Raw genomic sequence first — 12884 nt, 5'->3', positions numbered from 1 at the left:
GTCTCCGCACGGACTCGACCCGTGCCGACGACGCGCGTCTGCACTGTTGTCACTGAAATCGCCCTCTCCTCTGCTCCGCCCGGGCACATCGGTGCCCCGATTTCGGGAAGTTCGCAATGCTCACTCAGCCAGACCTGCCCATCCGTGCCGACCTCGATCTCACCTCCCTCGCGCTGCAGATCGCACGCGATCCCGACCGATGGCTACCGGTCGTTCGATTCGACGAGCAGGAACGCTGGTACACCCGACTGACCGTCGCCGACGATCGCGAGGTGTGGTTGCTCACATGGCTCCCCGGTCAGCGAACCGAGATCCATGATCACGGCGGCAGCGCAGGTGCCTTCGCGGTGGCACAGGGGGTACTCACCGAGACCACAGTGCACGCGCCGGTCGACGCGATCCTGCCCGGATCTCAGGTATCGGTGTCGCGGAACGAAATTCGATCCGGCGAGGTGCGTGGTTTCGGTGCCCACCACATTCACGGGGTGACGAACGAGTCGGACACCCCCGCCGTCAGCGTCCACGTGTACGCGCCGTCGCTGTCGACGATGAGCCGGTATCGGGTCGATGACGGCACACTCCGGCTGCTCGCTTCGGAGCGAGCAGGCGCGGATTGGTAGTGCCCGGATCGATGGTGCACCGCATGGCGTAACTCACGCCGTCTCGAATCGTCGTCGGGGCGCAGGCGCAGGACAATGGAAGCTTGCCCGGTCCGCGGACGGGCCGGTTTCTGTCACTCGCCCAATCGAAGGTTCCACCTGCATGACCACCACGGCTTCCGACCGTCCACTCGATCCTGCGCCCACGACCTCGGTCGAGGCCGACAGCGCGACCACCGCGTACCCGGGGCGGGCGCTGGTGATGTGGGCGCTCGCGCTCGGCGGGTTCGGCATCGGAACGACCGAATTCGTGGCGATGGGTCTGCTGCCCGACATTGCCTCCGGGCTCGGTATCTCCGAACCCACCGCCGGGCACGTGGTGTCGGCGTATGCGGCTGGTGTCGTCGTCGGAGCTCCGCTGATCGCAGTGATCGGCGCGAAGCTACCGCGCAAAACGTTGCTGATCGCACTCATGGTGGCATTCACCCTCGGCAACGCGGCGACTGTGCTGGCACCGAACTACGAGCTTCTCATCGCGTCCCGGTTCCTCGCCGGGCTGCCACACGGCGCGTACTTCGGTGTCGCGGCGCTCGTGGCTGCGCATCTCGCGGGGCCGGGTCAGCGTGCTCGGGCGGTGTCGCTGGTGATGATGGGGTTGTCGGTGGCCAACGTCGTCGGGGTGCCTGCGGCATCGTGGCTGGGAATGGCGCTGGGCTGGCGTTCTGCATTCGTCCTGGTCGCAGTGATCGGCGTGGTGACCGTCGCGGCGATCGTCGCGTGGGTGCCGTCCTTGTCGATCCCCACCACCAGCGTGCGGATCGAACTCGGAGCTCTGAGGCGCAAGCAGGTGTGGCTGACGCTCGCGGTGGCGGTCATCGGCTTCGGCGGTGTGTTCGCGGTCTACACCTACATCAGCACCACCTTGACCGATGTCGCAGGACTGTCGAAGTCGCTGGTCCCGGTCGCGCTGATGCTGTTCGGTATCGGCATGGTCGTCGGAAACTTCGTCGGCGGCCTGCTCGCCGACCGCGCTCTGGTGCCGGGGATCTTCATGACGGTGACGTCGCTCGCCGTGTTGTTGGCGGTGTTCATCGTCGCGGTGCACAACCCGTATACGGCGCTGTTGCTGGTGTTCCTGCTCGGCGCGGGCTGCGCCGCGGTGGGACCGGGCCTGCAGGTCCGGTTGATGGATGTCGCGGAGGACGCGCAGACACTCGCGGCGTCGCTCCACCACGCGGCGTTCAATCTCGCGAACGCGTTCGGTGCGTGGATCGGCGGTGCCGTCATCGCGGCAGGCTTCGGATACACGGCTCCCGCGGCCGTCGGCGTGGCGCTGGCGCTGGCGGGTGTGGCGATCTTTGCTGTCGCCGTGCGGCTGCCCTGAACCGTGGGCATACGACAGCCGCGGTCCTCGGCCCGTCATGATTGGATGACGACGTGACCGACCCCAGCGCTACCGACACAACCGTGCCCACCCCGAACGACCCGTTCTTCACCATCGGGACCCGTCTCGACAACGGGTTGGGGCGCACAGGCACCATCCACACCCCGCACGGCGACATTCGCACGCCGGCGTTCGTGGCGGTCGGCACGAAGGCGACGGTCAAGGCGGTGCTGCCCGAGGCGATGGCCGATCTGGGGGCACAGGCGGTACTCGCGAACGCCTACCACCTGTATCTGCAGCCCGGCTCGGACATCGTCGACGAGGCCGGTGGGCTCGGCAAGTTCATGAACTGGCCCGGTCCGACCTTCACCGACAGCGGCGGGTTCCAAGTCATGTCGCTCGGTGTGGGGTTCAAGAAGGTCCTCGCCATGGAGTCGGTGGGCGTCCAGAACGACGACGTCATCGCCAAGGGCAAGGAACGGCTCGCGAAGGTCGACGACGACGGCGTGACGTTCAAATCGCACCTCGACGGGTCGAAGCACCGCTTCACCCCCGAGGTGTCGATGCGCATCCAGCATGAACTGGGCGCCGACATCATGTTCGCGTTCGACGAGCTGACCACCCTGATGAACACCCGCGGATATCAGGAGGAGTCACTGCGGCGCACGCAGGCGTGGGCGGTGCGATGCATCGCCGAGCACGAGAAGCTCACCGCGCAACGCACCCACCGCCCGTACCAGGCGCTGTTCGGTGTGGTGCAGGGCGCGCAGTACGAGGATCTGCGCAGGCAGGCGTGCCGCGGTCTCGAATCGATCCGCGGTGAAACGGGTCGCGGTTTCGACGGCTACGGCATCGGCGGAGCCCTCGAAAAACAGAACCTGGGCACGATCGTGCGTTGGTGCAGCGAGGAACTTCCGGAGCACAAGCCGCGGCACATGCTCGGGATCAGCGAGCCCGACGACATGTTCGTCGCCGTCGAACACGGCGCCGACACGTTCGACTGTGTCAACCCGTCACGGGTCGCGCGCAACGCCGCGATCTACACCCCCGACGGACGGTTCAACATCAACACGAGCCGTTTCCGTCGCGACTTCACGCCCATCGACGAGAACTGCGACTGCTATGCGTGCGCGAACTACACGCGCGCGTACATCCACCACCTGTTCAAGGCGAAGGAGATGCTCGCGTCCACGTTGTGCACGATCCACAACGAGCGGTACACGGTGCGCCTCGTCGACGACATCCGGCAGAGCATCGACGACGGCCGCTTCCCCGAGCACAAGGCCGAGACGCTGAGCCGGTTCTACTCGGCCAAGCGCGCGCCGTAACTCGGTTCGTGCTTCTTCACGTACGCGATAACGCGGTACGTGATGGGCATGACGACGATCTCGACGAGTGTCTTCCACAGGAAGCCGACCACCACGTAGTTCACGAAGTCCGCCCACGTCGAGATGCCGATCGCGCCGGCCGCGATCGCGCAGAAGATCAATGTGTCGGCGAACTCGCCGACCACAGTCGAGCCGATCAGTCGTGCCCACAGGTGCTTTTCCTGTGTGCGCTTCTTGATCCACACGAGCACATACGAATTGAGGAGCTGGCCGACCAGATATCCGGCCAGACCTGCGAGAAGCATGCGTGGTACCACTCCGAGCACGGCTTCGAACGAGTCCTGATGTTCGTAGAAGTCGGCGGCAGGCAGCGACCACGTGATCCAGAAGCACAGGGCGGACAGCGCGACCGCGCCGAATCCGAACAGCACTGCGCGACGGGTCGCGGCGAACCCGTACACCTCACTGAGTACGTCGCCGAGGATGTACGCGAGGGGGAACAGGAAGAACCCGCCGTCGGTGATGATCGGCAGGAACTGCAGCGGTCCGACGGCCCATTCACTGTCCCCGAAGAACGCGACACCTTTCGTCGCGGTGATATTCGAGATGATCAGCACAGTGCTGAACAGCACGAGGATTCCGGGATAGAAGCTGTGTCCTATCCGAGCGAAGGCGACTTGCTCGGATGCGGGTTTCGAGAGGTCGGATGCTTTTGTCACCTGGCCATCCAAGCACCCGACCCGGCCGATCGCGAAAGCTACGAACACGACAGCGGGCTCCGTTCCGGAGAACGGAGCCCGCTGTGTGATGCCGAAGCGTCAGGACTTGACGACCCGGGTTCCGCCGGCGAACTTGTCGTGGAAGCCCTGCTTGGTGCCGTCCTGTTCGATCGTCACGGCGATGCCGATGTACGCGGCCAGTGACGCCAGGCTTGCCAGCCACCCCAGGAACGGGATGCCGGTCAGTACCTGGAGCGCGACGAAGGCGTTGCGCTTGGCGGCCTCCTCGAGCGTGGGGTTTCCACCGTTCGGTCCGACCACGGACAGGCCGAGCAGCTTCTTGCCGAAGGTCGCGCCCTGCGTCGACTCGAGGTACGTCCAGTAGCCGAAGGCGACGACTCCCGTGAGTACCGACATGACGAACGACATGAACCCGCTGCCGCTGCCGAAGGCGACGATCGCGGTGAGGATGCCCATCGGGATTCCGACGATCAACCCGTCGATGATGCGAGCCCCGAGACGTGGCAGCAACTCCCCGGGCTGCGACGGACCGAATCCGGGTGTGGGGGAGGGGAAGCCGGGTGCCCCGCCGAACTGCTGTCCGCCGGGTGCCTGACCGTACTGCGGAGTGCCGTACTGAGGTGCACCCTGCTGCGGCGCACCGAACTGGTTGCCCTGCGGAGCACCGTACTGAGGGCTGCCGTACTGGCCGCCGCCGTTCTGGGGCGCACCGTACTGTGGGGCTCCGTATTGGCCTCCGCTATCGTGCCCGTAGCCATCGATCGGACCGGAGAACTGCTGGGTGTAGTCCGCCGGCTGCTGTCCGAAGCCCGGCTGAGTGCCGTACTGCGGAGCGCCGCCCGGGTACGCGCCCGGGTTCTGCGGATCGGGCTGTGGGGGTGGGTATCCACCGGATGTCATATAACTCCCTTTTGTGAGCAAGATGCAGTTGCGCCACCGTACAACGTTCCGGTGACGGACAGCCATACGGTGGCGCAACGATGTGGTGGCTCAGGGTGGTCAGGGAGCGACAGGGCCACCCGTGGTGATCCGGTAGGCGTAGGTCGAGGCGATGATCGCCACCGGGACGGAGACGAAGAGCCCCAGGCCGCACAACAGCGCGCCGACGATATTGATGCCGACGAGCGCCAGTGCGAGCAGTAGCAGGGTGCCGGCGTTGGACTTGATCGCGTTGAAACTCGATTTGATCGCGGTGATCGCGTCCTGGTTGCGGTCGACCACGAACTGCATCGTCCACCACGTCAGGAACGCGACGACAAGACCGGGGATGATGCACAGGAACAACCCGACCGTGGTCGCGATACCCACGAGCAGACCCGCGAGGATCACAGCGCCGACCGCGCCCACCTGCAAGAAGGTTCCGAAAGCGGGTTTCTGCCCGTCGACCTCGCTCAGCGCGCCGCGCACGAACGCCGCCTGGATCAGATAACCGACCACGGCCGTGACGAAGCTGCCGAGGATCGACCAGACGCCGAAGCCGGATGCCCCGTCATCGAGCGAGACCGAGAAGTCGAACCCATTGAAGATCCAGTTGAGGAGCGCCTGGATGACAATGGCCACCAGCATGACGATGATCCACACGCCGGGGTTCTGGCTGAACTTGCGCCACCCGTAGGAGATCGCGTCGCCGACGTTCAGCTGAGCGGGTCCGGCACCGCCACCGAAGCCTCCACCCGGAGGTGGGGGGTAGCTACCGGGCGGCGGCGGATAGTTTCCCGGTGGGGGCGGATAATTTCCGCCCGGAGGTGGCGGGAAGCCGCTGCCCTGCGAGGGCGGGGGATAGTTGCCTGACGGCGGTGGGGGATATCCGCCGGGAGGAGGGGTGGCACCGCCGGGTGGATTTCCCGGCCATTCCGGATTGGGATCGCCGCCCTGGTTCTGCGGGTCCTTGTTCGGGTCGTAACCGCCGGTCGTCATCGGATCCTCTCGCGGATGGATGGAGCACGAATTTTCGGTTTCACCGTGAGGCTACGGTGGTTCCATCCTCGATGCAGCCCTTCCGATCTTGTATTTCACTGTGGTCGGTACACCCAAGGATCTCTCGGCATACGCGTCGGATCCCATCGGTCGAGCAACAGAGGCAACGTTGCCGGTTCACCGGGATCGGCCAGATTCAGCGACACCGCGATCGTCGTGAGCACGTCGGTGGGCGTCTCCCCGAGCGCGACCCGGTCGGCGAGTGTGACGGCGCCATCCCGCTTGGCCAGGCGTTTCCCTTCGTCGTTCAACGCGAGGGGGACATGTGCGTAGCGGGGTATCGGAAGCTCCAGCAAGGAAGCGAGATACCCCTGGCGAGGTGCGGAAGCCAGCAGATCATCGCCACGCACCACCTGGTCGATACCTTGGTCTGCGTCGTCGACCACCACCGCAAGGTTGTAGGCGGGTTTTCCGTCCCCACGGCGCAACACCAGGTCGTCGACGATTCCGGTGAAGTCACCGTGTAAGACGTCGTGGATCGTGTAGTTCGCCTCTCCCGATCGCAGTCGGATCGCCGGTGGGCGGCCGTTGTCGCGTTTCGCTGTGCGTTCGGCTTCGGTGAGCTCTCGGCACGTGCCCGGGTATGCGCCTGCCGGGGCATGCGGAGCCGATGTGGCCTGTTGTATCTCGCGCCTGGTGCAGTAGCACTCGTACGTCAGGCCGGCGCGCTCGAGACGCGCGATCGCCTGGTCGTACAGGCGCAGGCGACGGGATTGGTGGACGACCTTGCCGTCCCAGTCGAGACCGAGCGCAGCGAGATCGTCGAGCTGGGACTGTTCGGCACCGGGACGTACCCGATCGAGATCCTCGACGCGCACCAGGAATCGGCGGTTCGTGGATCGGGCGAACAACCACGCCAGGACTGCGGTGCGGAGATTACCGAGATGCAGGTCGCCGGACGGGCTGGGCGCGAACCGGCCCGCGCCGTTGTCGGCCGAATGTGACACTCGTGCACCCTATCGGGCAGGGCGTGTGTCAGTTCGGGGTGTCGAGCATCAGATGGATCTGGGTGTGCAGCGCATGGGTGAGGTACTCACGCGGGTACAGGTCGGGGCTCGACGTCGCGTCCAACGCCAGGCCGTTGACGGCCGCGACGAGCAGGGCGGCGCGCGTCTCCGGATCGGGAGTGCCCATGCGGATCAGGACGATCGCGAGCCCCGTGCGGATCGTGAAGAGGACAGAACTGCGGATCGAACTCAACGACGGCGACGTTGCGGCGCGCACTGCAAACGCGGCCATCACATGCGCCTCGCTGCCGCGTTGGTCGTCGAGTGGCAGCAACTGGCTCAGTGCGGCGAACAGTGTGCGGGTGGGGTCGATGTCGGGGTCGACGGTGGCCAGCCGCGTGAGCACCCGGTCGGCGAGGGCCCGGAACGAGTACGCGAGCATCTCGTCCTTGGTCGGAAAATGGTGCTGGACAGCGCCGATCGACACGCCCGCCTGGCTTGCGACCTCTCGCACGCTCGCCGATTCGAGACCGCCGCGTGCGGCGACCTCGAGCAGTGCCGCAGCGAGCCTGGTGGGGCTGGTGGTTGCGTAGGGGCGGGCGCGCATGGGAGAACCGTAGCGGAGCGTGTGGGTCTCCTGATGTCACGGGTGACGACGTGCACACGACCGCGACCGGCGGGTGGCCGGACACGCACGACGACGCGGAGGGCAGTGCGATGGGGTGGAGCAAGGACGAGCTCGAGAAGGCGTACGAGAACTACCGGGACACAGTCGTGCGGGCGACACGGACTCGCGACTGGAATTGCTATGCCGATCAGTTCACGGAGGATGCCCGCTACGTCGAGCACGCGTACGGGACGATGAACGGACGTGAAGCCATCAGGAAATGGGTGACGCGGACGATGTCGGCATTTCCCGGCAGCCGCATGACGTCGTTTCCGCCGTCCTGGTACGTGATCGACGAGGAACGCGGTTGGGTGATCTGCGAAGTGCAGAACCCGATGGAGGACCCGGGTGACGGCACCGAGCACAACGCCCCGAACATCACGATCCTTCACTACGCCGGCGACGGGTTGTGGTCCTACCAGGAGGACGCCTACAACCCGATGAATTTCCTCGCTGCCACCAAGCGGTGGTGCGCTCATGCCGAGAAGTGCGGAAACCTTCCCGACGATGCGCGGGCGTGGCTCGAAAAGATGGCGAAGATGGGCGCCTGACCACCGTGTTCCACGATCGCTGGTGTCGCGGTCGGAGGGCGTCGTGGCGAAGAGGGGAGCAGTTAGTCAACTAGATTGATAAACCTAGTTGTAAACTAGTTCGAGTGACCACCGTCGAACGCAGCATCGCCCAGCAACTCCGGGAGGCGCTCCGTCCCTTCTGGCGACGGTTCAGCGCTCACCAATCCATCTCCGTCGGGAAGATGGGTGTGCTCGGTTACCTGGCGGATCATGGCGCCACCACGTCCTCGACCCTTGCCGCAGCCGAGCGGATCAGTCCTCAGGCGATCGCCACAGCGGTACGAGAGCTCGAGAGCCTCGGGCTCGTCGTGCGCACCCCTGACGACGAGGACCGTCGGCGCGTGTGGGTCGAGTTGACCGACATCGGACGGGACAGGCTGGCGCAGGAGCGCGCGACGAGCAATCTGTGGCTGGAACGCGCTATCGCGGATCGGCTTACCGCGGATGAGGTCGAGATGCTCGAGTCCGTCCTGCCTGTCCTGCGCAAATTGGTGAAGGCCTTGCCTGATGAGTGAGCCCACCGCGCGGTCATCGTTGTCTGTGTCTTCAGCTCCCGAGACCTCGGTTCCCGAAACCTCGCCGCAGCGGCATCGCCTGTGGTCTCGGGACTTCATCTTGGCGTCGCTGACCAATTTCCTCATAGCGATGGTCTTCTACTTGCTCATCACCGCGATGGCCCTCTACGCGGTGGATCGCTTCATGGCATCGGACGCCGAGTCCGGTCTCGCGGTGAGCGCGTTCGTCATCGGGTCTGTGGTGACGCGATTGTTCACCGGTCAGGCAATGGATCTGGTCGGTCGACGGAGGATCCTGATCGTTGCTCTTGTGGTGTTCCTCGGGGTCTCGGCGGCGTACATGGTGGCGGGATCCCTGTGGCTGCTGATCGCGGTGCGCTTCGTGCACGGTCTGGCTTTCGGTGCTGCCAACACCACATTGGCGGCGTCGGTCATCGGACTGATACCTCGCGGGCGGCTGAGTGAGGGCACGGGCTGGTTCGGTACGTCCACCACCGTGGCCACGGCGATAGGTCCTTTGCTCGCACTGCAGTTGACGGACCTCTTCGGCTACGACTCACTGTTCATCACGTGCACCGTTTTCGCCGTGGCGGCTTTGGTTGTCGGGTCGATCGTCCGTCTTCCGGAAGCACCCGGCCATCGCAGTGCGCGACGGTTCTCGATACGTGAGATGGTCTCTACCAAGGTCATTCCCATATCTGCGGTCATTCTGATCGGTGGTCTGGCGTACTCGTCCGTGCTGGCTTTCCTCAACGGCTATGCGCAGGACGAGAATTTGAGCGCGGCTGTTCCCAGCGTCTTCTTCCTGGTCTACGCCGCAGTGCTCCTCGCATCGCGGTTCTTCGCCGGTCCGTTGCAGGATCGGTGCGGCGACAATGCTGTGGTCTATCCGCTGATCGTGTGTTTCTCGGCCGGGTTGGCTGTTCTGTCGTTGTGGTCTGCCCCAGGTGGATTCGTGACTGCGGCAATCCTGTGTGCACTCGGCTTCGGCGCGTTGATGACGTCGTTGCAGTCTGTGGCGGTGTCCATCGTGCCGCGAGAAAAGGTCGGCACGGCCACCTCCACGTTCTTCTTGATGCTCGATGCCGGCGTGGGTGTCGGTCCGATCGTGCTCGGTGCGCTGTTACCGGCGACCGGTTATTCCGGAATGTATCTCGTCCTGTCCGGTGTGATGGTGGCACTGCTGGGTTTCTACTGGCTGGTGCACGGCCGCAGGGCTCGGCCTACTGCCGGCATGCGCTTCCCCGGACAGGCGGAGCATCTCGACGTCGCGACAGGTGCGCAGCCCCCGCACTGATCGATGCGTCATAGGGCGAGTCCGGTGAATGATTGTTCACCAGGTTGCATGATGAGTGATACGCAATTTCGATGATAGTGAGGGATTTCATGGATCCGGTAGTTTCACAGCCCGCATTTCACGGTGACGGTGTCATCCTTGCCGCAGACCGGTGGGATCCACGGACCCGCAGCGACGGCGGGTCGGGCGTCGACCGAAAAGGTGTGGTGCTGTTGCTGCACGGCGGCGGGCAGACGCGACATTCCTGGCGGAACACCGGCCGCAGCCTTGCGTCGGACGGCTGGTCCGCCATCGCTGTGGATGCGCGTGGGCATGGGGACAGTCAGTGGGCCCCCGACGGGGACTACGGCATGAATGCGTTGGTCGCCGACCTGACGGCGATCATCGGTGAGCTGGGGGAGAAGCCGGTTCTCGTCGGCGCGTCGATGGGTGGAATGACGTCGTTGATCGGGCAAGGTGAGAATTCCGAGCTCGCACGCGGTCTGGTCCTGGTCGATATCGCTCCGAAGGTCGAAACCGGCGGCACCGCGGAGATCATGTCGTTCATGCGCAGTGGCCTCGACGGATTCGAGAGCCTCGATGATGCTGCCGCGGCAATCGCGGCCTATACGCCGAATCGTGTTCGTAAGCCCAATCCTGAAGGTTTGCGCAAGAATCTTCGCTTGCGTGACGGCCGGTGGTACTGGCATTGGGATCCGGCGTTTCTTCGCGAGGGCGACGAACCCACTCGCCAATCCGACTCGATCGTGCGATACGAGCGCGCCCGGGACGCCGCAATCGCGATCGCCGTTCCCACGATGCTCGTTCGCGGTAAGCAGTCCGATGTGGTCAGCGAGGAAGGCGCGAAAGAACTGCTCGAGCTGATCCCGACCGCCACGATGATCGATGTTGCCGGGGCGGGTCATATGGTCGCGGGTGACGACAACGATGTCTTCAGTGGCGGGTTGAAGGGATTTCTCGATGACCGCGTCGTTCACGCTCGGTAGGGCAGGAACCGCACACCGACCGTGAGCGCGGCGGACACGGAGGTGGCGATCCACAGTGCGTGCAGACCGAGCACGTGGTGTGCGAGTGCTCCGAGAACCGCTCCGCCGACCAGCCCTGCCCACAGGGCGAAATAAGGAAGCCAGTTCCAACGGGGGCCGCCGAAGAACGCGGCAGCGATGCGTTGGCCGATCTTGACGAGCGCGCCGGTCATGTAGGTCAAGGCGATACTGACCTCGCCGTTGCGCCGGAACACGGAGTTCTCGGCACCCATGGCCAACGTCATCGCGATGACGGCAAGCGGGATCCATCCGGCGAGGACGCCGATCGAGCCGATCAGAAGCAGTCCGGTGACGAGGGCGAGCACCGAGCTCTTCCTCGTACGGCGGTCGTGATCGGTGAATTCCGCGACGACCCCGCCGAGTATCACCCCGACGACGAACAGTGCGAGGACACCCGCAACGAGGCCTGCGTGTTGCCACGCGCCTTCGGCGATCCCGACACTCAGTCGGGTGGAGTTCCCGCTCATGAACGACACGAAGACTCCGCCGAGTGTGATGAAGCCGAGGGCGTCCACGAAGCCTGCAAGTGAGGCCAGTGCAACCGCGAGTGCATGGAGTTTCCTGCTGTATCCGACCACGGACGAATGATAGGTGCGCCGACGACGTGGACGGTCCGGTAGTGAATGTAACGAACCGGACAGGACGCGGCGATACCGCTGGCAGTAGCTTTGTTCGCGCGCACAGGAGTGCTCCGTTGTCCCCATTGCACGTCACAACCCCCGTTCTTTCGCGCGCCCGCTGGGCTGCGGTGATAGCCGCCGCGGTGGTGTTCGTCGCCGGCTGCACCGACGTGGCCGGCGACGTCGCGCCGGACGTCGACCGTGCAGCAAGTACCGAAACCTCGAGCGTCGCGCGGACGACCACCCCCACCGTGGAGCGGTCGGCAGCGTCGCCGTCGTCGACTGCGGCCTCGCCCGTCGCTGAACTCCCGGCGGACATCGAGGTCAACGGGGGAGCGGGGGCCACGCTCGCGCAACTTTCGACGCTGCCGATCAAGGGCCGTGCACCGAAGACCGGCTACGACCGCGACCTGTTCGGCCAGGCCTGGAGCGACGACGTGTCGGTCGCGGGCGGGCACAACGGCTGCGACACCCGCAACGACATCCTTGCCCGGGACCTCGTCGATATCGCCTACAAGCCCGGTACCCGTGACTGCGTTGTCCTGTCCGGCACCCTGACCGACACGTACACCGGTACTTCTATTGCGTTCACCCGAGGTCAGGAAACTTCCACAGCAGTGCAGATCGACCATGTCGTCGCGCTGTCGGACGCGTGGCAGAAGGGCGCCCAACAGCTCGATGCGCAGACCCGCGCCGACTTCGCGAACGATCCGAGAAATCTCCAGGCGGTCGACGGGCCCACCAATCAGCAGAAGAGCGACGGTGACGCCGCGACGTGGCTGCCGCCCAACCATGCCTATCGCTGCACGTATGTGGCACGCCAGGTGCAGGTGAAGGCCGCCTACAACCTGTGGGTGACGCAGGCCGAACACGACGCGATGGTGCGGGTTCTCACCTCGTGCGGCGGGTCGGCGCCTGTCGCGCAACCGTCGGAGTCCGTGGTGGTTCCGACCACGACCACGACGATCCCTGCGCCGCAGCCGGTACCCGCTGCGACCACTGCCGCACCCCAGCGGGTCCAACCCCAGCCCACCCCGGAACCTGTTCCGGTCGTCGAGGCCGACACGGGCTCGGTGTACTACGAGAACTGCGCTGCCGCCCGCGCGGCAGGGGCGGCGCCGTTGTATGTGGGTGAGCCCGGGTACCGGCCGAAGATGGACCGCGACAACGACGGCGTGGCCTGCGAGTAGGC

General features: G+C 65.2%; 14 protein-coding genes. 8 read left to right on the top strand and 6 right to left on the bottom strand.

Translation table 11 applies throughout. The features are described from left to right. The first annotated feature begins 116 nt into the window (after nt 1-116). The 3 genes from ACZ46K_RS02765 to tgt all read left to right on the top strand — a co-directional run bounded on the left by ACZ46K_RS02765 (nt 117) and on the right by tgt (nt 3311). Nucleotides 117-620: a cysteine dioxygenase gene (locus tag ACZ46K_RS02765; RefSeq protein ID WP_054806530.1), complete on the top strand. Its 504-nt coding sequence runs from the start codon at nt 117-119 to the stop codon at nt 618-620. 142 nt (nt 621-762) lie between these two features. After that, nucleotides 763-1983 (top strand): MFS transporter, encoded by a 1221-nt coding sequence (locus ACZ46K_RS02760; protein WP_464746548.1) that lies wholly within the window; start codon nt 763-765, stop codon nt 1981-1983. A 53-nt stretch (nt 1984-2036) separates the two neighbouring features. Further along, nucleotides 2037-3311 carry a tRNA guanosine(34) transglycosylase Tgt gene (gene tgt, locus ACZ46K_RS02755; protein WP_464746546.1) on the top strand — a complete coding sequence of 425 codons (1275 nt, stop codon included), beginning with the start codon at nt 2037-2039 and terminating at the stop codon, nt 3309-3311. Here tgt and ACZ46K_RS02750 read toward each other — a convergent pair. From ACZ46K_RS02750 to ACZ46K_RS02730, 5 genes are all read right to left on the bottom strand, one after another. Then, the gene (locus ACZ46K_RS02750; RefSeq protein WP_054806535.1) at nt 3287-4030 is read right to left on the bottom strand and encodes a queuosine precursor transporter; all 744 of its coding nucleotides are present in this window, start codon (nt 4028-4030) and stop codon (nt 3287-3289) included. The two genes, tgt and ACZ46K_RS02750, sit on opposite strands and share 25 nt — an antisense overlap. 99 nt (nt 4031-4129) lie before the next feature. Then, nucleotides 4130-4951: an RDD family protein gene (locus ACZ46K_RS02745; protein ID WP_464746544.1), complete on the bottom strand. Its 822-nt coding sequence runs from the start codon at nt 4949-4951 to the stop codon at nt 4130-4132. A 99-nt stretch (nt 4952-5050) separates the two neighbouring features. After that, complete coding sequence (locus ACZ46K_RS02740) at nt 5051-5968, bottom strand: DUF2189 domain-containing protein (protein ID WP_054806531.1); 918 nt, start codon at nt 5966-5968, stop codon at nt 5051-5053. A 95-nt stretch (nt 5969-6063) separates the two neighbouring features. Further along, nucleotides 6064-6975, bottom strand: a complete 912-nt coding sequence (gluQRS, locus tag ACZ46K_RS02735) for a tRNA glutamyl-Q(34) synthetase GluQRS (RefSeq protein WP_054810237.1) — start codon at nt 6973-6975, stop codon at nt 6064-6066. A gap of 28 nt (nt 6976-7003) precedes the next feature. Further along, complete coding sequence (locus ACZ46K_RS02730) at nt 7004-7582, bottom strand: TetR/AcrR family transcriptional regulator (RefSeq protein ID WP_054810236.1); 579 nt, start codon at nt 7580-7582, stop codon at nt 7004-7006. A 110-nt stretch (nt 7583-7692) separates the two neighbouring features. On the opposite strand from ACZ46K_RS02730, the gene ACZ46K_RS02725 reads away from it, so the two are divergent. From ACZ46K_RS02725 to ACZ46K_RS02710, 4 genes are all read left to right on the top strand, one after another. Continuing rightward, entirely contained in the window at nt 7693-8193 is a 501-nt protein-coding gene (locus ACZ46K_RS02725; RefSeq protein ID WP_054810239.1) for a nuclear transport factor 2 family protein, read from the top strand. A gap of 104 nt (nt 8194-8297) precedes the next feature. Then, nucleotides 8298-8729, top strand: coding sequence for a MarR family winged helix-turn-helix transcriptional regulator (locus ACZ46K_RS02720; RefSeq protein WP_054810235.1), 432 nt, complete (start codon nt 8298-8300; stop codon nt 8727-8729). Further along, entirely contained in the window at nt 8722-10026 is a 1305-nt protein-coding gene (locus tag ACZ46K_RS02715; protein WP_464746542.1) for an MFS transporter, read from the top strand. The genes ACZ46K_RS02720 and ACZ46K_RS02715 overlap by 8 nt, the downstream gene beginning before the upstream one ends. 89 nt (nt 10027-10115) lie before the next feature. Next, complete coding sequence (locus ACZ46K_RS02710; protein WP_054806532.1) at nt 10116-11012, top strand: alpha/beta fold hydrolase; 897 nt, start codon at nt 10116-10118, stop codon at nt 11010-11012. Here the strand turns inward: ACZ46K_RS02710 and ACZ46K_RS02705 are convergent. Next, a complete protein-coding gene (locus tag ACZ46K_RS02705; RefSeq protein WP_054806533.1) occupies nt 11000-11650 on the bottom strand; it encodes a YoaK family protein in 651 nt (216 codons plus the stop codon). The genes ACZ46K_RS02710 and ACZ46K_RS02705 overlap by 13 nt on opposite strands. Before the next feature lie 116 nt (nt 11651-11766). Between ACZ46K_RS02705 and ACZ46K_RS02700 the strand changes: the two genes are divergently transcribed. Then, nucleotides 11767-12882, top strand: coding sequence for a GmrSD restriction endonuclease domain-containing protein (locus ACZ46K_RS02700; RefSeq protein ID WP_464746540.1), 1116 nt, complete (start codon nt 11767-11769; stop codon nt 12880-12882). The last annotated feature ends 2 nt before the right edge of the window (nt 12883-12884 follow it).

Source organism: Rhodococcus sp. JCM 9793, assembly GCF_055380405.1.
The sequence above is the reverse complement of the archived record's forward strand: the minus strand, read 5'-3'. Positions and strand labels throughout refer to the sequence as shown.